Source organism: Halostagnicola sp. A-GB9-2 (assembly GCF_030068615.1).
GTDB lineage: Archaea > Halobacteriota > Halobacteria > Halobacteriales > Natrialbaceae > Halostagnicola.
This window is the reverse complement of sequence record NZ_JASJOC010000016.1, coordinates 29,309-51,887: the sequence shown is the minus strand read 5'-3', so window position 1 is coordinate 51,887 and position 22,579 is coordinate 29,309. Positions and strand designations below refer to the sequence as shown.

The window sequence follows — 22,579 nt, the reverse complement described above, 5'->3', positions numbered from 1 at the left end:
CCGGAACAAGACCGGTGAAGTACCTCGGGGAAAGCCCCGAGACACTCGACCTGTTCCGCCTGTAGTCCGAGAGAGCGGTCAAACCGAGTTGGAAGCGACCGGCAATCCGTTCGAAACCGGCACGATAGTTATCTCACTCCTCGAGCGTCGAAAGGATCCGACACCAGTCATCGCTCGCCTGACTCAACGAAAACGACAGTCTGATCGACGTCGCGTTCGCCCCAATCGTGCACCGATAGGCGGAATCATCCAGACAGCGCTTCATCGCCTCGGCGAAGGTAGTCGGATCCCGGTTGGAAACGACGATGCCGTTATGTCCGTCGGTGACGATATCCGGAATCGAACCGACCGATGGGACCACGGGAGCGAGACCGGTCGCCATCGCTTCGATCATCACCAGCGGCAACGCATCACGACTCGAGGTGAGCACGAACACCTCCGAGCGTCGATAATACGCAACTGGATCGTCGACCCAGCCGGTGAGGTCGACGCGATTTTCCAGGTCGTTTGCACGAATCTCGGCGGCGACGGCCGATCGAAGCGGTCCGTCACCGACCATGACCGCCTGAAACTCTCGTCCGGGTGCGTCGAGCTCCGCAAGCGCCCGGACGAACCGAACCGGATCCTTCTCCTCGCTGAACCGGCCCACCCAAACAAATTCGCAATCAGCATCCGCACCATCTTCGACCGGTCGGTAGGTTTCGGTATCGATAGCGTTCGTGAGAATCTCAATTCGATCATCCGAAACGCCGGTGCGGGAAAGCGCCTCGGCGTGAGAGGGGCCGGGAACGGAGACCGCATCGAACCGTCTGAACGCCCACCGGGGACCTGCACCGTACCACTGGCGGGCGTGGTAGTCGAGATCGATGCCGATAATTCCCAGGTGAGCCGGATACCCGTAGAGCGCTTTCAGCGCGAGAGCGTAGATTCCGTACGGAACGAGAGAGATCGATGCAACCGCGTCGTAGTCGTTCCTGTGCCCCTCGTACAGGGCGATAACAAACAAGAGCGCGATTCGAAGGATTCGAGGGCCGACTCCCGGAACTCGAACGTAGTTCGCGTCGTCTATGTCGTAGGTCGGATCGAGACAAACGAGCGTCGTCTCGCCGGCAACATTTACGAGCGGACCGTAGTGACACTCGTTTTTGTGGGACAATCCCGTTATGACGAGAACGCGCGTATCGTCCGGGGTTGTCTCACTTCCTCTCGTCGTCCGTTGACGCTGGTTCCGGTTCGCTGACTCCCCGTCTCGAGGGGCCTCCCCGACCGACGGTGAGTCGTGACTACCCGACGGTTCCGTCGATGTACTTCGTGTTGATGGTCGGCTCACGATTGTAACGGCGTCCGGTCGCGCTCAGTTTCCGATTCCAGCAGCGGACGGTCCTGACTCGCCACCAAGAACTCGGACAGCGCATACGACATCCACCCCTGACACCACCGCATCAGTGTCACCTGCTTCGTGTGATGGCGGTGCTTTCGGAAGTAGAACTGTCCCTCCTCGACTTGCATATTTGCAAGCACCCACCGGAGGATCCGGTCGGCGAACTCCAGATCACCTTCGCGCGTGAAAACCAACATTCCCTGCGTGCTAGCGTGGATATCGCGTGGATAGGCGTTCTTCTCGTCGAAGTTCGGCGTCCCATCTAGTTCGAACAGTTCCGTCCGGTAGAACTCGAGGGCGTCGGTGATCGTCTCCGCGTATCGGTCCTCGTCGACCACAGCACGATAGCGCTGGAACGATTCGATCACGAATCCGTTGTGGTGGCTGTCCATCGAGAGGTGCGACGCGGATGCTGGAAGCCGATACGGCCACCCGCCTCTCTCGGTCTGGACGGCCGCGACATGATCGAGGATTTTCGTCGCTCGCTCCCGCAGCTCCTCGTCGCCGAAGTACTCGTAGAGGTCGACGAGCATTCCGGCACCGAGGGCGGCCGCGTTGATGGTGTAAGAATCCTCGGGATGGTTCATGTGATAGTCGATCTTCGCACCCTCGGGTACCTCCCGATAGTTCAAATCCTCGACCAGGAACGATGTCGCCGTTCGTGCGACTTTGGCGTACTCCTCGTCCAGTTCTGCGGCGCGCAAGAGCGCCTTGACCGCGTACGCTGTCGAGACGATATCGGGGTCGCTGGGGACCCCTTTCGAGTGCAGATGCTGGATCTCGTGACGGTGGCCGCCACAGAATCCGCTGTAGCCGGTCACCCGCTCCTCGAGGAGCCACTCGGCGAGCTGATTTGCTTCGGCGATCGGATCAAATCCGAGCGCCCCTCCCTCGCCGTGCCGGCTCGCGAGTTCGCTGTAATTGAGATTAGCCATCGTAAACAGCGCCGCCCCCTTGTAATTTCGTCGGTGTTCGACGCGCAACTGGGGCCTGACATCGATCGGGGCGCGCTTGATGACTTCCTGAACGACCAGATTGAGAACCCTGTTCTCTACTGGCAGCGCCTGAAGAAGTTGGCTACTCATTCCGTCGCCGTAATCAGGCCCGGTATACTCGCGCCGACGCGCATATTCGAGGGTCGAATCGAGAACTGAAAAGTACCGGTCGAACTCGTGAATCCGTCTCGCCATCTCGATGCGTCCGTCTGGTTCGGGAGAGCCTTGCGTCTTCATCTACCACGATTTCCGAACATACACACATTAGTATACGATCACTACTCGGTCCTCCCTCGAAGCAGGGGGCGACTGTTCCGTTTCGGTCGCCCGTTACCGGTTCCGGGTCCTGATCGCCCACAGGACGGCCAACAGCATGATCGCCGCGATAGCCGCTCCCGCTTCGAAGCCGGGTATCGAAGACTCGGATTCAGATTCAGGAACGTCCTGTTGTTGTGCAACGGTCAGACCCTCGAGCGAGGAGACCTCCGCGGTGAACTGATACGCCGTCGATGAGTCGTCACTCACCGTCGTGGTAGACTCGGCCCAGTCATCACCATCCGCTTCGTAGAGCGCTACGTGCTCGGGATCGATGCCGAAATCCTCGAGAGTCTCCGCCTCGACGCTGAACGTCACGGTTGCGGAGAGATCCTGAACCGCGTCTCCCGTCGTCGTCAAGTGCGATAGCGACTCGACATCTGCGGGGGACTCCGGCAGATCTGCAGGCTGTCGATTTTCGAAGGTGATCGAATCGGTATCACCGATTTCGTGTATTTCGATCCCTTCGAACGTGACGCCATCGGTCGTTCCAGCCGACGGTTCGAGCGAGATCCGGTCGTCGGTCGTCGTGCCGTTGAAGTCGACGGCGACACCGTCGTCAGTTTGAGTGTACGTAACCGATGGGTCGTCACACGTCCCCGTACGGAGTGTGACTGGCTCCTCGAGCGACGAAAGCGTCGTACGGTCCGGGTCCTCCGAGTCCCCGGAGAGGACCTCCCAATCCTCTATTTCACCGTCCCCGAAGAACTCCGGATCGTACAGGTCATCGTCATCGTAAAACTCCGCGTCCTCGTTGAAGGCAGGATGAATCGTCACAGCGAACTCGTCGTTGAGTCCGCCGCGAATCGCACCGCCGTCGGTTCTGGCTTCTTCCCAGATCCAGGACGCGGAGGCCCAGTTATCGCCGCTTCCCCACTCGACCATGTTCGATTCACCGTCGTAGAGGTCGTCCTGGACGACCCACTCCGCCTCGGTCGGCAGGCCGACGATATCGAACGTCGCGACCCCGCCCTCGGTTTCACCGTCGATCCGATCGTGAACCATAACGAGACTCATCCCGTCGGTTCCCTCGTGGAGAAAGAGGATGCTCGTATTGTCTTCTTGGAGGTGTGAGGTCCCGTAGGAGCTGTAATTTCGATCGACATCCTCGGGGTGGGTTTCGTGGTTCCGATAGTCGTAGAACGACTCGACGGTACCGCTGGTCGAGACCGGTTCGATCGGCTGACAGAGATCTCCCTGCTCGACGACGTAGCTATCCGCCGGTGGCGGACTCGTCGTATCGGTATTTGCACCGGACGGCTGTGCGACGCCGGCGATTCCACCGATCACCAGCAGGAACGCGATTGCGACGACGGTCAGCGACGTTGTCTTCATGGCGTCTCACTCATTACGTGTTCACTATCACCAGATCTGATACGATAGTAATGGAGTCATTATAGGTGGCTGTACCGTGCCTAACTCGAACGGGTCGGCCTATCGAACGGATGAATACCGTCTTGGCAGAAATCGGGTAGCGAGATGACGATACGGAGAGCACGGTGTAACCGCAAGAACAGGTTACAGCCGGCAGTATAATTTACTGCCGTAACTGAGGGGGTGCTGATGAGAGCGGACAATTCGAGTTCGAGTTACTCTATCGTCCCACATGTGCGACACTCGTGAACGAATATCGGTCCCCCGCTCTCTGCAGTCTGCTTTGGATGATCTACTGAATCGGGCTCGGGGCCGGTGAACAACCCAGAGATGAGTTCAGAGAGACACATACAGGTGAACAACCGCCACTACCTGAAAGGACCGAATAAGCGTTCCGCTGTTAGGGGATCCATACTATTATATGGTCGGTTCAACTTCTCAAAAAACAGTATGCCGTCGGAGAGTTCCGCGGTCTCTCAAAGGCCACGTCCGTCCGGCTTCGAATTCGGCAACGGTCTCGTATAATCTCCAGTAGATGAGAGTTTTACCACTGTAAGCCCTGATCTCGGCCAGCAGTGGCGGAATACAACAATTCGCCACAGAAGACTCTATCGCTCGAAACGCAACCTGAACTGAATGCAATGCTTAACAAAGCCCCGTAAAATCCCCTAGTTCAGCACCTGAATGCACGTCCTGATTCTGACGACCAACGAGGACGCGCCGTTTATGAACCAGCAGATCGCCGCGCTCGAGCGCCTCGGTGTCTCGTTTACGATCCAATCTGTCGGCGGAGAAACGGGACCCGCACAATCACGGAGTATCCTCGAGTATTTCAAGTTCTTTCCAACGGTGTTTCGGGAGTCGACGAACGGCTACGATCTGATTCACGCCCACTACGGTCTCACCGCGCCGATGGCGGTCGCGCAGTTCCACCAACCGACCGTGCTCTCCCTGTGGGGCACGGATATCTTCGGTCCGGGGGAGCCGGTCAGCCGGGTTTGCGCACCGTTGTGCGACGAAGTGGTGGTGATGTCCGAGGAGATGCGGCGAACGCTCGGACGAGAGTGCACCGTGATCCCCGACGGCGTCAATCTCGAGCAGTTCTACCCGATTCCACAGGAACAGGCCCGCGAGACTGTCGAGTGGGACGAAGTCGGATACGACGTACTCTTTCCGTACTCGCCCGACCGCGAGGTCAAAGATTACCCCCGGGCCGAGCGAATCGTCAGGACCATCGACGGCTTGCTCGAGGAGCCGGTGCGGTTGCGGACGGTCCACGGTCTCGATCACGACGAGGTGGTAAACTACATGAACGCCGCGGACGCGCTTCTGTTGACCTCGAAAAGCGAGGGGTCGCCGAACTCCGTCAAAGAAGCGATGGCCTGCAACGTTCCCGTCGTTTCCGTCGACGTCGGCGACGTGCCCGAGCAACTCGAGGGAGTGAACCCGTCCGTGGTCGGGACAAACGACCGAGAACTCGTCGAGGGGCTACGGGAAATACTCGAGCGCGGTGAACGCTCGAACGGGCGTGAGGCGGCCACCGAGATCAGCGTGGAGCGAACGGCCGCCCAAATGCTCGAGGTGTACGAACGCGTGGCGTGAACGGTTCGACTCGAGTCCAAGATAGGTCCCTGCAAACGGGACGCCCAGCGTTCGCTAGTAGAACACCAGCCCGACGATTTCCATCCCGATAAACATCGATAGCCAGAGCCCGGTCGTAATCGAGACGAGGTAGCCGACACCCATCAGCGCCGATTTCGTGTCTCGCGGCGCGCCGAGGAACCACGCAGCGACCATCACGTAGACGGGCATCAGGATGATGCCGAAGATCAGCCAGGTTCCCGTATCCGGATAGCCGGCTGTGGGAACCTCGCCGCCGTATCCGTGAGTCAATACTATTTCGGCGGTCGTTAACAGGATTGGGTCGATTGTCGCTGACATTATGCTTCCACCTCAGTTTCGGCACCGCCGTCGCCGGAGCGTTCGTGGCCGTGATCCTCCTGTAAATGCTCGACGGCGTGGAGTTCGACAACCGGAACGACCTTCGAGACCAACAGGAAGAACATCGTCACCATGCCGATCGTCCCGGTGATGGACGCGAATTCGATCAAGCTCGGCCAGTAACTTCCCGGAACCGCGCCGTAGATGCTAAACGTCGGATACATCAGCCCCTCGACGACGAACAGTATCTTCTCGAGGAGGGTCGCGGTAAGGACGGCGACCGCCGCGACGACCGATCGCTTCTTCGAGAAGAGTGACGGACGAACCGCCTGAACGAACGTGTACACGAGAACCAGAAAGACGAGCGTCATCGAGGTGATGTAGATCGGGGCGGAGATCATCGCGCTGACGACCGTGCTCTGATCGAGTGGTGCTGCGTAGGTCCCGCCAACCACCTGTTGAAGCTGGAGCCACAGGAACAGAAGCGAGAAGAAACCCAGCCAGAGGGTGAGTCCCCGGAAGACGTCGTCGGCGATGATGTGTTGCCAGTCGTAGGAGTACCGGAATCCGTACGAGAGAAGGATGACGCCGCTGATTGCCGACGTCAGTGCGATAGTGAGAAACTGCGGGCCCTGTACGGCACCGAACCAGCCCGGCATCGAGGGGATCAGTGCGAACAGCCACGGAATCACACCGCCGTGAAGAAGCAACGGCGCGAGAATAATGATCGCGAGTGCCAGCCACCAGACCATCCGCTGGACGATCAGGTCTTCTTTTTCCGAGTATCCGATCGTCATGACCTTGTAAATCGGTTCGAAGTGATTCGGGAGATCATCGCGGAGGCGGGTGATATCGTAACGAAGCGTCAGCGCCAGATACGTCGCCGTCAACACCAGATAGAGCGTGATGACGGTCACGTCCCAGACCAGCGGCGAGCTGTGGACCGTGATGTGATAGTGGCCGATAATGCTCGTCACCATTCGGTCGGGCCGACCCAGGTGTACGACGATGAAAAAGCCGGCCGCGGAGAGTCCCGCGATCGTCAGTAGTTCAGCGAGGCGAGCGACCGGCATGTATCGTTCCATACCCAGTAACCGCACCGCCGCGGAGAGGATAATGCCGCCGTGGGCGATTCCGACCCACCAGATGAACGCGCCGATATAGAGGCCCCAAGTGACGCCGCCGCCGCTTCCCCAATCCGAGAGTCCGGTGACGATCATCCCTTCGGACAACTGGTACATCCAGCCGACGAGAAAGAGTCCGAAGGCGAGGGTAGCAATCCCCAGGAGAATGTAATACCCCCTCGAGGTGCGCTGGATCGGACGCAGAATATCCTCCTTGCTCGGTCGCTCGGTGCTCATAGCGGATACTCACCGACCGTTCCTTCGTCAGTAACGTCCTTTCGCTCGTCCGCCAGTTGGACCATCTCTTCTTCTACGTTCTCGTAACTCAACTCGTCGTATTGGATGGGGCCACCAACCTGCTCTGCGTTCGGACCGGGTTCGTTGCCGACGTAGACGATGTTCGGGTTCGTACCGATCTCCTCGAGTAACTTGAACGTCGAATCGGCCGTCCCGCCGAGATCGTCGATCATCGCTCGAGCCTCCGCTTCTGTCATTCCATCCTCGGCGTCTTCGGCCGGTTCTTCCTCGCCGTCAATAATATCGATAGCCTCCTGAAGTTCGTCGTCATCGTCGGACGCCATCGACCTCGCCCGTTGTAGCGGCGGATCTTCGCGGTACTGCTGGGGCGCACTTTCGGGGTCGTTCATGTCGCCGAACTGGATCGCGTTCGGTGGGCAAGCGTCCTCGCAGGCCGTGCTACCGACCATCTCTTCGCCCATGTTTCCGTCCTGACGGGACGGACAGAACGTACACTTGCTCATCACGCCGCGGGGCGCACGACTGTCGACCGGCCGTCCTCGGTCGCTGTAGATGTGGTCCTCGTCGAGCGCGTCGGCCGAGACACCCGGTTCGTTCCACTGAAAGTAGTTAACGCCGTACGGACAGGCGACCTGACAGTACCGACACCCGATGCAGATGTCGTAGTCGGTGAGAACGAGTCCGTCGCTCGCCCGCGTGTGCCGTGCCGTTGTCGGACAAACCTTTTCACAGGGGGCGTCGGTACAGTGCTGACACGGCCGAATGAGCCGCTGTCGGCCGGTGTCAAGCTGTTCGTCCGGATCTTCCCAGTCGAGGACGTACATCCAGTTAACCCCGGAATCGAGCTGGTTCTCGTCCGCACAGGCTTGCACGCAAGAGAGACAGCCGTCGCAACGCTCGAGGTCAAGAACCATCCCCCACTGCGTTCCATCCTCGCTTTCGTCGTCCTGAGCCGCGGCGGCGTCAACGCTCGGGTCGGTCTCGTCCATCGTCGCCCAGGCACCGAGTCCGAGGAACGCGGCACCTGCACCCATTTTCTTCATCACTTCCCGGCGGTCGACCGCACCGTCGTCACCGAACGCCGCGAGCGCCTCGGAAACGCTCCCGTCGAGGCCCGCGTCCGATTCCAGCTCCTCGAGTGCCGCTTCGGTCGGCCGATCGTCCTGGCCGAACTCCTCCATGACGTCGTCGTGATACCGTTCGTGAAACTCGGCCTCGGAGAGCTCGCCCTTCGTGACCTCCATTGCGTCCCGAGCCATCTCCATTCCGAGATCGGCATCGTAGTCGCTTTCCTCGAGAAGTTCCTCGAGTTCCCGTTCCCACTCGTCTCCGAGCGGGTGGAACGAATCGGGAGATCCGGTTGAATCGTCGTCCGCGTTCATTCAGTCGAACCCCTGGAATCGGTTGTACTCGTCGAACTAGCTGTTTGACGGTTTTTCAGACCCCACGAGATGATACCGAGGAGCAACAGCGCGGAGAGCAAAAAGGCGATCCAACTCGTCGCCGTCGCGGTCCCATACGCGCCCGACTCGGGAAACAGACGCGTCACCTGAATCATGGCGACGACGAGAAAGAGGACGCCGAACATCGACGAAACGGCGACCCATATCCCGTCGTAGAACGCCTCCGCAGTCTCTGTGGCGTCTCGAGAATCGCACTCGGTCGGTTCTTCCGGCGGATCCGGTTCGGTTCGATATGTGTGAGCCATGGGAACATAACCTACGCTAGCATTCACAAAAGAACTGCGGGGAGATACGGTCGTTAATTCGATATTAGAGTAGTTATATGGATATATACTGACTGTTCAGCCACTTTGATACTCATCAGCTCGAATCAATCGCCCTCGCCCAGCTTTTCTCTGGGTTGCCAGAGTGCACACCAGTCGACCGACCGAATCTGTCCCGCTACCTCAGTACAGGCACCGAACCCGTCGCCAGTTCGGTCGTCGATGTAATAGGTACAGTTCCCACATTGATCCCCGGCTCTGGCTCCACACTCGTAAATCGCGTCGCTCTTCGAGTCCAGTTCGTCCTCATCTCGTCGCTCGATGCCGTCGATGCTCGGGGCGGTGGCCTCCTCTTCCGGAACCTCATCGTCTAACATATCGAGACACCAATCCACCGGGCGGTCGTCTAGCGGGGCGCCGGGAGTACCGTTTGCTCCCATATCGAGACAGCCGGCGAGCGCGATAACCGAGCCGGTGCCAGCGAGTTCGAGGAGTCGACGCCGCGTTTCTCGATGTTCGGGGTCGTCCATGCAGTAATCAGTTGCCTCTGCTCAAGGATTCGATTGCGAGCCGCATCAATACGCTCACTGTTTCAGCGAAAATTCTCGGTTACTCGCCGCGATGAGGACGTCAGCACTCCTCAGTACGCGGACTATCGTGACGGTCGAAGGGCGACTCATATCACCGCTCGACATCCGTCCAGATTGTTCCCGTACTCGTCTCGATTAGTTTGTGCTTGAGGTGTCGGAGAACTCTTCTATGACACTCTTTTGTGGTTATGAACTATCGGTTATCTCGTGGGGGGTCGAAGGATCCTCCGTGAAAGTTTGTTTCCGAGAGTGTCACTTCAGTTCCGAGAACTATGGGAAACGAACGACGGGAACCCGCTCGAGTCGTCGACCGCTATCCGCTGATCGTTAAGATACCGTCGTTAACCGTCACGTCGTCAGCGCCCTCCGGAACGGCGAATTCGAACTGCTGGTTACCGACCACGACGATAGCTGTCTCTTCGACGACATCGACCGTCAGTTTGCCAGCGGCTGGGCCGAAATCGACTGCGATGATGCTCTTGTCATCGTACTCGCGGTTGCTGATCGTGATGTCCGTTTGCTCCTCGGCTGTTGATTGCAGTTCAGGGGGCGTTTCCATACTCGAGTGCTGGCGAGCACTGTTCGTAAGTACACTGCACGAACCTGCCTGTACTCGCGGATGGAATTACCGTTGTACCGCGATTGTTCCCTCCAGGTCAATAGGATCGGTTGGACTTATGACCGCTCGGGCGCTAGTTCGACGCATGACGATACTCGTCGCGTACGATAGTTCGGGTCCTGCACAGAAAGCGCTCCAGTGGGCTATCGATGAGCACCCCGAAGAGGAAATCGTCCTCCTCCGCGTCATCGAGGCCGCGGATGGCTCGACGTCGGCGGGCGTCAATCTCGCCAAGGAGAAGCTGATGGAGTTACAAAACGAGACCGAAACGGAGCTCTCGGACGAAGTAACGGACCTGCTCGACGACGACGATATTAAATTGCAAATGGAGACGGTCGTCGGGAATCCCGCTCGAGAAACCGTCGCGTTCGCGGAGGAAAACGACATCGATCACATCCTCGTCGGGAGCCACGGTCGGTCGGGCGTCTCTCGTGTCTTACTCGGGAGCGTCGCCGAGAAAATCGTTCGGCGCGCACCCGTCCCAGTGACTGTCGTTCGGTGATCGGTCAGTCGATTTCGTGTGTCTGTTCCAGAAGCGTCTCCAGTTCGAAATCGTTGAGCGGATTCGGTTCGTCTTTGACGGTTTCGACGACGAACTGCGAACTGGTTCTGACGACCTCGTCGATTCGTTCGTAGTCGCTGATGAGCCGGTTGACCATCTCCCGATCCGAGAGGTGTGAAATAACGACGAAATCAGTATCACCCATCGTGAAATAGACCTGATTAACGCCCTCGATGTCGGCGAGTTTATTGCCGACCTGTTTGTGGTACTGCTCGTCGTACTCTGCGATGACCTCCGTGACGACCGTAATATCCAGTCCCAGCTTCTCGAGGTCGATATCGAACAGGTCGTTGGTCACGACGTCCGCCTCTTTGAGTTTGGTCAACCGATAGTGTACTGTCGATTTGGGGATGTCGGTGTGATCTGCGATCTCGTCCGGGCTTCCCGACCCGAGTTGTGCAATCGCCTGAAGGATACGAATGTCACGTTGATCCATACCCCATTCAACGACCAAGTCCAATAAACAACATTCGAAAACTGTCGTAGGAGTTGAACGAGAACCGGATTCGATCCTCGATCTAGTTTGAAGGGGGGAAACGAAGCGAGATCGCGCGACTGTCTGGTGTGCTGTTCCAGAACACAGTTTCATACGTAACTCTTTATTAGGACCATATGCAACTATCTACAATATGTCCGAACATCAGACGAACTCGTCGGTCAAAGCGACCTACGACGAACACGTCATGCCGATCTGGAAGTCACTGAACGTGCCCATCAAACAAGCGACCGGGTGTACGCTCGAGGATTTCGACGGAAACGAATACCTCGATCTCTTCTCTGGGATTTCGGTAACGAACGTCGGTCACGGAAACGAGGCTGTCGTCGACGCGGCGAAAGACCAACTCGACGAGTTCGTCCACGGCTGCTCGTACGTCCACCCGAACGAGCCGGTCGCGACGCTCGCGGAGACGATCGCCGACGTGACCCCGGGAAATCTCCAGAAGAGCTTCTTCTGTAATTCGGGGACCGAAGCCGTCGAAGGGGCGGTCAAACTTGCCCGGAAGTACACCGGATCGAAGGAAATCGTCGCCCTCGAGATGGGCTTTCACGGGAGAACGCTCGGGAGCCTGTCGCTGACGGGAAACAACGCCTACAAGAAGGGAATGGCACCGACGTTAAACGACGTTTCCCACGCCGCCGCTCCGTACGGCTATCGCTGTTCGACCTGCGAAGGAGACAGTTGCGACGAGTCGTGTGCCGACGACCTCGAGCACGTCATCGGTACCCACACCAGCGGTGACCTCGCGGCCGTCGTCGTCGAACCCGTAATGGGGGAAGCCGGGATCATCGTTCCACCTGAAGGGTGGCTCGAGCGGGTCCAGGAGATCGCACACGACCACGACGCGCTCTTGATTGCGGACGAAGTCCAGACGGGGTACGGTCGGACCGGCGAACTGTTCGCCAGCAGTCACTTCGGCGCGGAACCCGACATCCTCACGCAAGCGAAGGGAATCGCCAACGGGCTCCCACTCGGTGCGTTCACGGCCTCGGCCGAGGTGGCAGACGCGTTCGAAGCCGGAGATCACCTTTCGACGTTCGGCGGAAACCCCGTCGCCTGCGCGGCTGCACTCGCAACGATCGAAGCACTTCAGGATGGAATCGTCGAGGAAACGCGCGAGCACGGCGAGTGGCTCGAGGGCGAACTCGGAGCGCTCGAGGAGGAGTTCGACGTCGTCGGGCAAACCCGCGGAATCGGCTTGATGCACGGTATCGAACTCGTAGAGCCGACAGAAACCGGCCCACACGGCGTCGCCCCGCAACCGGATGCCGAGTTAGCGACGGCTGTGAGCGACCACCTTCGCGAGGAATCAAACGTCGTGATGGGCGTCGGCGGCTACTACAAGAACGTCCTGCGATTCCAGCCGCCGCTGATAATCAGCCGCGAACAGCTCGAACACGGCCTTTCAGAACTGCATCGTGCGGTAGAAACCGTCCAAGAGGCATAATCGAGATCAGCCAAATCTAGAAATTCTGCCCGATCTACGCAACCGGTACCTGACTTGCTGTGTTGTACGAAACAGACATCCGAAACGACTCCCGAGCGAACGTGAGTATCCGGAGCCAGCAGAGAGTGACCTATTTTCACGCGCTCGAACCGTTCGCCGAGCGACTCACAGGCCCCTTGTTATATGGTAACAATTAACATTGCATGCGTTGTAGACGGACTAGCGCTCAGTGACACGGAGAGCAGTCTGTGATGTGTCGAGAGCGCGGGAACGGAGGAGACAGCATGGCAACGACAGCAAAAGACGACGTCAGCGAAGCGATCGAACAATTACAACAAACATATAGAGGAGAACTGATACAACCGGACGACGAGGAGTTCGACGATACGCGTGCTATTTATAACGCGATGATCGACAAACACCCGCTGCTGATCGCGCAGTGTCGCGACATCGCGGACGTGATCAAAGCGGTGAATTTCGGGCGCGAACACGATCTCGAAACGTCGATCCGGAGCGGTGGTCACAACGGTCCCGGACTGTCTCTCGTCGACGACGGGCTCGTCATCGACCTGTCCGAGATGACGGGCATCCGTGTCGATCCCGAAGCGAAAACCGTCCGCGTCGAACCCGGATGTACGTGGGGTAACGTCGACCACGCAACCCACGCCTTCGGGCTGGCGACCGTCAGCGGAATCATCTCCACGACAGGCGTCGGCGGCCTGACCCTCGGCGGCGGTCACGGCTATCTATCACGACAATACGGCTTAGCTATCGATAATCTGCTGAGCGCGGACGTGGTGCTGGCCGACGGACGGCTGGTTCGTGCGAGCGAAGACGAAAACGAAGACCTGTTCTGGGCGCTCCGCGGCGGCGGCGGCAACTTCGGCGTGGTGACCTCGTTCGAGTTCCAGTTACATCCGGTGGAGACGGTGGTCGCCGGACCGATGTTCTGGCCGATCGAGGAACTCGAGACCACAATGGGCTGGTATCGCGAATGGCTCCCGGAAGTGACAGCAGATATCTACGCGTTCTACCTCACCGCCGAGGTTCCGGGTGATCCCTTCCCCGAAGAGATCCACGGCGAGAAGGTCTGTGGCCTGATGTGGTGTTACACGGGCCCGAGAGACGAAATCGAGGACGTGTTACAACCGGCACGAGACATCGCTGAGCCGCTGTTCGAGCATGTCGATCCGATGCCCTATCCGGCACTCCAAAGCATGTTCGACGGTCTCTACCCACCGGGTGACCAGTGGTACTGGAAGGGGGACTTCGTAGACGAACTCACCGACGAGGCCATTGTCGAACATCAGCGCTTCGCCGAGGTGCCAACCGCAAAGTCGACGATGCACCTCTATCCCGTCGACGGTGCCGTCCACAGCGTCGGCGAGGACGAGACCGCCTGGAACTACCGAGACGCCAACTGGTCGATGGTCATCGCGGGCGTCGACCCAGATCCGGCAAATTTCGAGGAGATGAAAGACTGGGCTCGGAACTACTGGCAGGCGCTCCACGAGCACTCGGCAGGCGGTTCGTACGTCAACTTCATGATGGAGGAAGGACAGGATCGGATCCGTGCTACCTACGGCGACAATTACGAACGACTACAGAAAGTCAAAGCGAAGTACGATCCGGACAACTTCTTCCACGTAAACCAGAACATCGAGCCAGCGACGTAAACGGGTTGGAAGAACAGTTCGTCAGGTTCGGGGACCCGGAAAAACGAGGCGGACCTCTCGCCGTGAAGGCGGTTCTGTCGAGAGGACCCCGCCACTCGCGTCGCCAACAGAGGTGGGAGACGTCCCAGGGGGATCGTTATTTGACCGTGTGAGTGGAGGACATCCTATGGGTATCGAACGCCCTCGAGAAAGCCGGCGCGACGAAATCGACGCAATAGTCGAGACGAAAGCGGGTGGCGTGAGGGAGACGCGCGACGAGGCCGACAAGTACACTGTCGTCGGCGCAGCCGAGCGACGCACCTTCGTGAACTGGTTGACGCCGATCGAAGAGCACTTCGTTTGTCACCGGAACGACATCCCAGATATCGACCGCGACGCGTGGATCGTCTCTCTCACCGGTCAGATCGGGGGAGATATCTCGATGTCCGACATCGAAGACGAGTTTCCAACGGTCGCGGTCGCGCATACGATGGAATGTGCAGGCAACGGCCGCGGCCAGCATCGACCCGAGACTGGAAGCGTTCAGTGGGGCTTCGAAGCCGCGGCCACCGCCTTCTGGACCGGCACCCCGATCAGTTCGATTCTCCGCAAACACGGCGTCGAATCAGCCGACGAAAAGTGGATGACTGCTATCGGCGGAGACCCGGCGGACGGAGACGACGTGTTCGCGCGTTCGATTCCGCTCGCGAAGGCGCTCGAGGACTGTCTCCTGGCGTACGAGATGAACGGCGAGCAACTCCCGCGGGAACACGGCTACCCGATCCGCCTGATCGTTCCGGGATGGTACGGCGTCAACAGCGTAAAGTGGGTCGAAGAACTTCGAATCACGAACTCGATGGTGACCGAAGGGTCACTCGAGCGACCGGGTGAACACGCGTTCTGGCAACAGGAGTCCTACCGCATCCATCCCGAGGGGGTCGAGCCCGAGACGAACGAGACCGTCGAAACCGTCGATACGTGGGAGCAACTTGAGGGTGCGGTCGACCATCCGTACACGTTCGACGCGAACGTCATGTCGGTAGTTGGCATCCCCGACGGGAAAGCACCCGTGACGGTGCCAGCCGACGGCACCGTCGACGTTCGCGGCGTCGCCTGGGCCGGCGACGATGCGGTTAGCGGCGTCGAAATTTCGACCGATGGCGGCGAGTCGTGGGACGACGCGGAACTGTTCGGTCCCGACTACCCCCGCGCGTGGCGGTTATTCCGATTCGATTGGGACGCCGAACCGGGAACTCATGTGGTGGTGTCGCGTGCGACGGACGAACTTGGCCGCCGACAACCGGCCAAGATTTCCGAACCGGACGCGTGGCGCGACGCGCTCGAGAACGACGATTTCCCCTGGAACGAGGGTGGGTACGCCGCGAACGCCTACGAGCCGAACGCCGTGGAGGTTGAAATCCGTCGTGCGGACGGAATATCGTCACCCGGATGAATCGCCTCGAGACAACCACCGGCATCTCGAGGTCACGACCCGGTCGGGTTCAACGGGAACCGGGATCGGAGCGGAAACGACCTCGAAACGCTAGTAGAGGCGAACCCGTCCGGAGAACCGATAGTAAAAAAACCGAGTCAGTGACGCTTACTATCTAGAGTATGCCTGAATTTATGGATCGTATTCAATTGAGAAATATAAGTTAGCTTTATCTTCCAATAGTTCGCATTGTATCACACTGTGTTCGAGAAGGTTCTAATCGCGAACCGCGAGGAGATCGCGGTTCGTATCATTCACGCTTGCAAAGAGCTTGATGTCGAGGCCGTTGCCGTTTACAGTGACGCAGACGAAGATGCAAAACACGTTCGAGTAGCGGATGAGGCCTATCATATCGGCGGGTCGAAGGCGAAAGACAGCTATCTCGATCAGGAATCGCTCCTCGAGGCTGCCCGCGAGGCCGACGCCGACGCGATCCACCCCGGCTACGGTTTCCTGGCCGAAAACGAATCGTTCGCCGCGAACGTCGAAGCGAGCGACTTCGAGTGGATCGGCCCGCCAAGCGAGGCAATGGCCGACTTCGGGGAGAAGACGAAAGCGCGGAAGATCATGGAGCAGGCGAACGTGCCGGTCGTTCCGGGAACGGCCGAGCCCGTCACCGAGCCGGCGGCGGTCGAGGCGTTCGGGGAAGAACACGGCTACCCGCTCGCGATCAAAGCCGACGGCGGCGGCGGCGGACGCGGTCTCAAGGTCGTCTACGAACCCGGCCAGATCGAATCCAAACTGCAGGAGGCGGTTCGCGAGGGGGACGCCTACTTCGACAATCCGAACGTCTACCTCGAGCGTTTCCTCGAGAATCCGCGCCACATCGAGGTGCAGATCATCGCCGACGAGCACGGGAACGTTCGCCACCTCGGCGAGCGCGACTGTAGCATCCAGCGACGCCAGCAGAAACTCGTCGAGGAGGCCCCAGCACCGGTACTCAACGACCAAACTCGCGAAGACCTCTGCGAAGCCGCCCGTCGAGGGGTCTCGAGTGCGGGATACGTCAACGCCGGGACGGTCGAGTTTCTGTACGACGACGGCGAGTTCTATTTCATCGAAGTTAACGCGCGAATCCAGGTCGAACACGGCGTCAGCGAGGAACTGACAGGGATCGACCTCGTCAAGTGGCAGCTCCGCGTCGCAGCCGGTGAAGAGCTCTCCTTCGACCAGGACGACGTCGAACGACACGGTGTCGCGATGGAGTTTCGCCTCAACGCCGAGGATCCGGACAATGATTTCACGCCCATTCCCGGAACGCTTTCGACGTACAACCCGCCCCGCGGAATCGGGGTTCGAGTGGACGACGGCGTCGACGTAGGTGATTCGATCACGCCGTTCTACGATTCGATGTTCGGCAAGGTGATCGTCACCGGCGAAGACAGGGACGAAGTGATCGCTCGCGGCAAGCGGGCGCTCACAGAGACCGATATCGAGGGTATTCCGACGACGATTCCCTTCCATCAGCAACTACTCGAGGACGAGGGCTTTCTCGAGAACGAGCACTCGACGACGTACGTCGAAAAAGAGTTGATCAAAGAGTAGACCGGGGAGAGAACGAATTCTCAGACGACAGATTCGTCGCCAGCGGCTCACTGCCGTCCGAAAACCCCTCAGACAATGTCGGGAAGCGAGGCGAGTCCGATATCGTGCTCGTCGATTCGATCGTGAATCTCCTCGAGGATTTCGACGGCGTTGGGGTTGTCACCGTGAATACAGATGCTATCGGCTGGAACGGATATCTCCTCGCCGGTAACAGCTTCGACGACCCCCTCAGTTGCGATCGAGACGAACCGCTCGGCGACGAGTTCGGGATCCCGATCGCCGACCTCCTTCTCGACGATCAGGGATCGATCTTCGCGGTAATCGATATCGACGTAGCCCTCGAAAACTGCCCGTAATCCGTCTACGTCCTGTGCGACCTCGTAGATGTTCATATCGGTCGCGAGGTAGATGAGATCAGGGTCGACCTCGAGCATTCCCTCCATGACGGCGCGGGCGTGGTCCTCGCTGTCGGAGAGCATCGAATACATCGCGCCGTGGGGTTTGACGTGTTGGACGGTCGCGCCGTGGCGGCGTGCGAACGCCGTGAGCGCGCCGAGTTGGTAGACGACGTAGTCCCGGACTTCCTCGGGGCTGGCGTCCATCGTCCGTCGACCGAACCCCATCTTGTCGGGCAGTCCGGGATGGACGCCGATCCCGACGTTGTGCTCGGCGGCGAGTTCGACCGTCTCTCGCATGACGTGGGGATCGCCCGCGTGGTAACCGCCTGCGATATTCGCCGACGTGATGTAGGGCATGACCTGTTCGTCGTTGCCCATCTGCCAATTTCCGAAGCTCTCGCCAATATCGCAGTTGATGTCGATCGAGTCCATGCGCGTTACACGTACGCAAACGGCCATATAACTTGCGTCAATCTATCTAACGAAAGGAGGAGAGTTCGAACCATATCTACCCTCAGACGAAAAGTCTGCACAATATATAATTAATCGGGTTGGGGTTGGAAATCACGCAACTCAGCTCTGGACCTCGAACAAAACGCTTCGACAAGCAACGGGAGCTCGAGCCGAGTAATCAATAACTACTCGAGTCGGGCGATGGCCTGATCGGCCTCTATCTCGCCTTCGTTCTCGACGAGAAACTCGACGACGGTCCCCGCTTCGGGGGCCTCAATATCGTGAAAGTTCTTCATTACTTCGACGAGGCCGATCCTCTCGCCCTCCTCGACCTGGTCGCCTACTTCGACGAACCGTTCTTCGTCCGGGTCCGGCCGTCGGTAAAAGACGCCCGGCATTGGTGAGTTGATAGTGGTGGTCTCTGACATTGTCGTTGGTATCGTATTGAATTTAGTCCCAATTATGCTCTTCGTTTCGGTTATCGTCCAAACGGAGTCGTGCGGTGCAGTTCACCGTTCACCCGCGATCTCGGCTTCGATCGCCTCGAGTCGCTCAGTCTGTTGTTCGCGCGCCGAAATAGCCGCTTCGACGTCGACAGCATCGAACGCGACCGTTTTATGCGTTTGGCGCTGTGCGAGCAGTCCGCGGTCGACGCTGATGACGGTTCCGACGGTCGCGTATCCGCCTCCCGTCACCGCATCCTGCATGAGAACGATCGGCTTCTGGGGGACCTGAATCGAGCCGACCGGGTACCCCAGATCCACTACGTTCGACGGATTCGGGCCAGCACCGAAAGGCTGTTCGCGCTCTTTGAACTCGATATCCGGCCCCTCGAGCCGGTAGCCGGTCCGGTCGGCTTCCGGGGACACCTTCCACTCGGTGTCACAAAGGGTTTCCTTCGCGTCGTCCGTGAGCCGGTAATCGGTCAATCCGAGGACGATTCGGACGGAATCTTCCTCGGCGTAATCGGGGACGTACTCCTCAGCAAGTTCAGTGCCGACCAGTTCCTCGGGTGAAGCGGTTTCGCCGCCGGCGCTCGAGACCCCGTCACCGTTCCCGATCGCGAGCCGATCGCCGTCCTCGAGTCCCCGTCCCTCGTGGCCGCCGATTCCGACGAGCGTGTACGTCGACTGACTGCCCATCACGTTCGGGACATCGATCCCGCCCGCGACAGCGAGGTAGGCTCGAGCACCGTCGGTCGCAAAGGAAATCGCGAGTTCGTCACCCGCCTCGACGGCGACGGTTTCCCACATGCCGATCGGATCGCCGTTGACGCTCGGCGACATATCCGCGCCCGTAACTGCGATGACGGCGTCCTCCCGAACCGTTGCCGTGATTCCCTGATAGGTCATCTCGATCGTCGCCGCGTCGGCCTCGTTCCCGACGAGGTAGTTGGCGACGGTGTGTGCGTAGGAGTCCATCGCCCCCGACGGCGGCATCCCGATGTGATAGTTCCCGGATCGACCGAGGTCCTGGACGGTACTCGAAATACCGCCCTCGTGGATCTCGATCATTCGATCACCTCCACGAGACGGTCATTGTATTCGTGGGGCGCGTCGAAGAACTCGTCGGGGGAGAACTCGACCCGTTCGTAGGTGTACTCGTACGTTCCGGTCTCGACTTCCTCGCGGATCGCGTCGTACTCCTCGCGGTCGATGGCTCGGTAGTTCAGGATGTCGCCGGGGTTCGGGAAAACGATCGACTCTTCGAAATCCGGAAGCTCCTGATCGACGTCCAGGACTTCGACCGGCGTCCGGCCGTACAGCTGGTAGCCGCCGGCTCCCTGGACGGGATAGATGACCGAGAAGGCCCCGCCGAACCCGACCGCCCGACTCGGCGTGTCGGTTCGCGGTTCGACGTACTTCGGCACCTCGAGTTGCTCGCTCCGGGGCACCATCTGGAAACACCACGGAAGACCGGGAACGAACCCGACCATCGTAACCATGTGCGGTGCGCCGACGAACGCCTCGAGGAACGCGTCGACGGAATCGAAGCCGTTCAGTTCCGCGGAGTACTCGAGGTCGGTTCCGTCTGGATCCTGGTGGCGGTCCCGAAACTCCATGAGCGTCTCGTGAGTCCACGGATCTTCGAACAACACCGGGACGTCGATAACGCGCGTTTCCCACTCGTACTCGGAGATATCGATCTCTGATTCGATCGATTTGAGCCGCTCGATCAACCCGTCCGGATGGATGACTTCGGGATCGATCCGAAGCATGTACGAGGCGTTGCCGGGGCAGTTCTCGATGACGCCCTCGATGTCCCGCTCGGCGACCTGCTGGGTGATCGCCATCGCCTTGAAATTGGCGGTGAAACTCATCGCTTCCGCGAGTTCGACGAACACGAAATCATCGGCTCCGTACTCGTACCGGGGATCGGGAAGATCGACAGGGGTGATTTGTTCGGTTGCCATGCTGTGGGATGACAATTCACCGTACACTGATTAATAAATATTGGTCTAAAATCAAGATTTGGATATTGTTTCGAATCCAGTACAATTTCGCCCGTTGGAGTTACATTCCTGGGAGCAGCTACTCGACGGGAGAAAAGAAGCGAGGATTGGTTGAGACGGATTGCTGTCAATCGTTTCCGGTGCAACCCAAGACAGTCGCGGTTGCACCGGTAAATCGGAACAGCGGACCGTACGACAGTATGGCAACGGTATGTCGCAAACGGGGGCAAAGGTGTCTGCTCCGCTACGGAACGGATGCGTCAAGAACCGACGTGTTGGCTCGAGAACGAAACTAGCGGAGCCTATATCGGAATCGCACCTGTGAGGACCGCGACGATGAGGATGACGCCTGATGGAATCACCATGAGCGGCAACGTAAACTTGATGTGCTCGCCGAGTTCGACGCCTGCTAACCCGATGAGGAGATACGTGGCACCGGTGAACGGCGAAACAGGAAAGCCGACGGTCTGGCCGACTAGCGACGCGCGGACGACCGAAACGGGATCATGTCCGTACGCGGCGGCCGTTTCCGAGAGGACCGGCAAGACGCCGAAGTAGAACGCATCCGGACTGAACAGGAGTCGGGCGGGAAGCGACAACACTGCGATGACGACCGGGAGTTGCGAGCCGAGCATGTCCGGAATCAGGTACACCATGATGTTCGCCATCTCGTCGACCATACCGCTCTCCTCGAGAACGCCAATGAGAACACCGGCAGAGAACAGAATGCCGACGTACGTCATCACGTCGGGTGCGTAGGACTCGAGGACCTCTTTTTGTTTCTCGTAATCGGGCACGTTGACGATGAGCGCAAGGACGACGCCGATCATGAACGCGACTTCCGGCGACGTAATCCCTCTGATCAGCGCACCGAGAACGACCACTGTGAGGAGGAAGTTGAAGATCCACGTTCGATCCATCTCGACTTTGCGGTCGTCGATCGCTTCGTCGATGAGCGACTGTTCGTCAACGCCCTCGAAGGCGGTGACGGCGTCTATGTCCTGTCGAATCTTTCGACCGTAGAAGGCGCTGATCGCGAAAACGGATAACAGTCCGGCGGCCTGTGCGGGAATCATCGGGTTGAACACGTTTGAAATCGTCGCCGGGTCAATCGCAGCGACGCCGCGGACAACCTGTCCGCCCCAGGGCACCATGTTCATCGTCCCAGCCGTAAGCGCGACCAGTGCGGCGAGTATTTTTCGATCGACGTCGAGCGCGTCGTACAGCGGCAACATCGCCGGAATCGTCACGAGCATCGTCGTCGCGCCGGCACCGTCTAAGTGCGTGACCATCGCAAGGGCGACGGTACCGACCGTGAGCAACGCTGGTTTACTGATAATACTGCTCACGATTCTGGAAACGAACGGATCGAACAGGCCGCTGTCGCGCATGATGCTAAAGTACCAGACGGCGAACGCGAACATCGCGGTGATGCCGACGATCCCCTGGAGCCCCTCTTCGGCGAACTCCGCGATCTCGTTAAACGAAAAGCCGGCAACTATCGCGGCAACGACCGGAACGATAATTAGTGTCGGAATGACGTATAGTCTTTTTCGTATGACAAGAAACAGGATGAGAAAGATTGCTCCGTACCCGATAATACCCAGCGGTAAGCCAGATCCTAGCATATGCTCGGATTCCAATTATCAGTATAAAAAACGCAGGATTCAATCAAGCATATGCCCAAATTGGTTTCGGAAACGTTTGCCGAATCGAAATTCGTCGAGTGTCGAATGAATTCCGGAGAGAACGG

The 22,579-nt window shown here is 58.9% G+C and carries 21 protein-coding genes; 6 read left to right on the top strand and 15 right to left on the bottom strand.

Annotation, left to right across the window (positions count from 1 at the left end; translation table 11 throughout):
• Nucleotides 1-133: 133 nt before the first annotated feature.
• From QNM96_RS21195 to QNM96_RS21185, 3 genes are all read right to left on the bottom strand, one after another.
• The gene (locus QNM96_RS21195; protein WP_283838803.1) at nucleotides 134-1,330 is read right to left on the bottom strand and encodes a glycosyltransferase family 4 protein; all 1,197 of its coding nucleotides are present in this window, start codon (nucleotides 1,328-1,330) and stop codon (nucleotides 134-136) included.
• Entirely contained in the window at nucleotides 1,327-2,613 is a 1,287-nt protein-coding gene (locus QNM96_RS21190) for an antibiotic ABC transporter permease (RefSeq protein ID WP_283838802.1), read from the bottom strand. The genes QNM96_RS21195 and QNM96_RS21190 overlap by 4 nt, the downstream gene beginning before the upstream one ends.
• 93 nt (nucleotides 2,614-2,706) lie before the next feature.
• Entirely contained in the window at nucleotides 2,707-4,026 is a 1,320-nt protein-coding gene (locus QNM96_RS21185) for a hypothetical protein (RefSeq protein WP_283838801.1), read from the bottom strand.
• Nucleotides 4,027-4,749: 723 nt separating this feature from the next.
• Between QNM96_RS21185 and QNM96_RS21180 the strand changes: the two genes are divergently transcribed.
• Entirely contained in the window at nucleotides 4,750-5,667 is a 918-nt protein-coding gene (locus tag QNM96_RS21180; RefSeq protein WP_283838800.1) for a glycosyltransferase, read from the top strand.
• A gap of 54 nt (nucleotides 5,668-5,721) precedes the next feature.
• Here QNM96_RS21180 and QNM96_RS21175 read toward each other — a convergent pair whose 3' ends face one another.
• The 6 genes from QNM96_RS21175 to QNM96_RS21150 all read right to left on the bottom strand — a co-directional run bounded on the left by QNM96_RS21175 (nucleotide 5,722) and on the right by QNM96_RS21150 (nucleotide 10,263).
• Nucleotides 5,722-6,006 (bottom strand): hypothetical protein, encoded by a 285-nt coding sequence (locus tag QNM96_RS21175; protein WP_283838799.1) that lies wholly within the window; start codon nucleotides 6,004-6,006, stop codon nucleotides 5,722-5,724.
• The gene (nrfD, locus tag QNM96_RS21170; RefSeq protein WP_283838798.1) at nucleotides 6,006-7,367 is read right to left on the bottom strand and encodes an NrfD/PsrC family molybdoenzyme membrane anchor subunit; all 1,362 of its coding nucleotides are present in this window, start codon (nucleotides 7,365-7,367) and stop codon (nucleotides 6,006-6,008) included. The genes QNM96_RS21175 and nrfD overlap by 1 nt, the downstream gene beginning before the upstream one ends.
• A complete protein-coding gene (locus QNM96_RS21165) occupies nucleotides 7,364-8,770 on the bottom strand; it encodes a 4Fe-4S ferredoxin N-terminal domain-containing protein (protein ID WP_283838797.1) in 1,407 nt (468 codons plus the stop codon). The genes nrfD and QNM96_RS21165 overlap by 4 nt, the downstream gene beginning before the upstream one ends.
• Nucleotides 8,767-9,096, bottom strand: a complete 330-nt coding sequence (locus tag QNM96_RS21160; RefSeq protein ID WP_283838796.1) for a hypothetical protein — start codon at nucleotides 9,094-9,096, stop codon at nucleotides 8,767-8,769. Before QNM96_RS21160 ends, QNM96_RS21165 begins: the two co-directional genes overlap by 4 nt.
• Nucleotides 9,097-9,221: 125 nt before the next feature.
• A complete protein-coding gene (locus QNM96_RS21155; protein WP_283838795.1) occupies nucleotides 9,222-9,644 on the bottom strand; it encodes a high-potential iron-sulfur protein in 423 nt (140 codons plus the stop codon).
• Nucleotides 9,645-10,017: 373 nt separating this feature from the next.
• Entirely contained in the window at nucleotides 10,018-10,263 is a 246-nt protein-coding gene (locus QNM96_RS21150; RefSeq protein WP_283838794.1) for a hypothetical protein, read from the bottom strand.
• Nucleotides 10,264-10,408: 145 nt separating this feature from the next.
• Here QNM96_RS21150 and QNM96_RS21145 point away from each other — a divergent pair, with 145 nt between their 5' ends.
• Nucleotides 10,409-10,825: a universal stress protein gene (locus QNM96_RS21145; RefSeq protein WP_283838793.1), complete on the top strand. Its 417-nt coding sequence runs from the start codon at nucleotides 10,409-10,411 to the stop codon at nucleotides 10,823-10,825.
• Between the two features lie 4 nt (nucleotides 10,826-10,829).
• Here QNM96_RS21145 and QNM96_RS21140 read toward each other — a convergent pair whose 3' ends face one another.
• Nucleotides 10,830-11,321 carry an Lrp/AsnC family transcriptional regulator gene (locus QNM96_RS21140; protein WP_283838792.1) on the bottom strand — a complete coding sequence of 164 codons (492 nt, stop codon included), beginning with the start codon at nucleotides 11,319-11,321 and terminating at the stop codon, nucleotides 10,830-10,832.
• A 193-nt stretch (nucleotides 11,322-11,514) separates the two neighbouring features.
• On the opposite strand from QNM96_RS21140, the gene QNM96_RS21135 reads away from it, so the two are divergent.
• The 4 genes from QNM96_RS21135 to QNM96_RS21120 all read left to right on the top strand — a co-directional run bounded on the left by QNM96_RS21135 (nucleotide 11,515) and on the right by QNM96_RS21120 (nucleotide 17,523).
• The gene (locus QNM96_RS21135) at nucleotides 11,515-12,831 is read left to right on the top strand and encodes an aspartate aminotransferase family protein (protein ID WP_283838791.1); all 1,317 of its coding nucleotides are present in this window, start codon (nucleotides 11,515-11,517) and stop codon (nucleotides 12,829-12,831) included.
• A gap of 284 nt (nucleotides 12,832-13,115) precedes the next feature.
• Nucleotides 13,116-14,507 carry an FAD-binding oxidoreductase gene (locus tag QNM96_RS21130; RefSeq protein WP_283838790.1) on the top strand — a complete coding sequence of 464 codons (1,392 nt, stop codon included), beginning with the start codon at nucleotides 13,116-13,118 and terminating at the stop codon, nucleotides 14,505-14,507.
• A 166-nt stretch (nucleotides 14,508-14,673) separates the two neighbouring features.
• Nucleotides 14,674-15,939, top strand: coding sequence for a sulfite oxidase (locus QNM96_RS21125; protein ID WP_283838789.1), 1,266 nt, complete (start codon nucleotides 14,674-14,676; stop codon nucleotides 15,937-15,939).
• A 240-nt stretch (nucleotides 15,940-16,179) separates the two neighbouring features.
• The gene (locus tag QNM96_RS21120; protein ID WP_283838788.1) at nucleotides 16,180-17,523 is read left to right on the top strand and encodes an acetyl-CoA carboxylase biotin carboxylase subunit; all 1,344 of its coding nucleotides are present in this window, start codon (nucleotides 16,180-16,182) and stop codon (nucleotides 17,521-17,523) included.
• 68 nt (nucleotides 17,524-17,591) lie between these two features.
• Here the strand turns inward: QNM96_RS21120 and QNM96_RS21115 are convergent, their stop codons facing one another.
• The 5 genes from QNM96_RS21115 to QNM96_RS21095 form a co-directional block, all read right to left on the bottom strand.
• A complete protein-coding gene (locus tag QNM96_RS21115; RefSeq protein ID WP_283838787.1) occupies nucleotides 17,592-18,353 on the bottom strand; it encodes a 5-oxoprolinase subunit PxpA in 762 nt (253 codons plus the stop codon).
• Nucleotides 18,354-18,559: 206 nt separating this feature from the next.
• Nucleotides 18,560-18,802 (bottom strand): acetyl-CoA carboxylase, encoded by a 243-nt coding sequence (locus QNM96_RS21110; RefSeq protein ID WP_283838786.1) that lies wholly within the window; start codon nucleotides 18,800-18,802, stop codon nucleotides 18,560-18,562.
• 81 nt (nucleotides 18,803-18,883) lie between these two features.
• Nucleotides 18,884-19,888 (bottom strand): biotin-dependent carboxyltransferase family protein, encoded by a 1,005-nt coding sequence (locus tag QNM96_RS21105; RefSeq protein WP_283838785.1) that lies wholly within the window; start codon nucleotides 19,886-19,888, stop codon nucleotides 18,884-18,886.
• Nucleotides 19,885-20,787: a carboxyltransferase domain-containing protein gene (locus tag QNM96_RS21100; protein WP_283838784.1), complete on the bottom strand. Its 903-nt coding sequence runs from the start codon at nucleotides 20,785-20,787 to the stop codon at nucleotides 19,885-19,887. Before QNM96_RS21100 ends, QNM96_RS21105 begins: the two co-directional genes overlap by 4 nt.
• Nucleotides 20,788-21,128: 341 nt before the next feature.
• Nucleotides 21,129-22,454, bottom strand: coding sequence for a citrate:proton symporter (locus QNM96_RS21095; protein ID WP_283838783.1), 1,326 nt, complete (start codon nucleotides 22,452-22,454; stop codon nucleotides 21,129-21,131).
• Nucleotides 22,455-22,579: the final 125 nt, after the last annotated feature.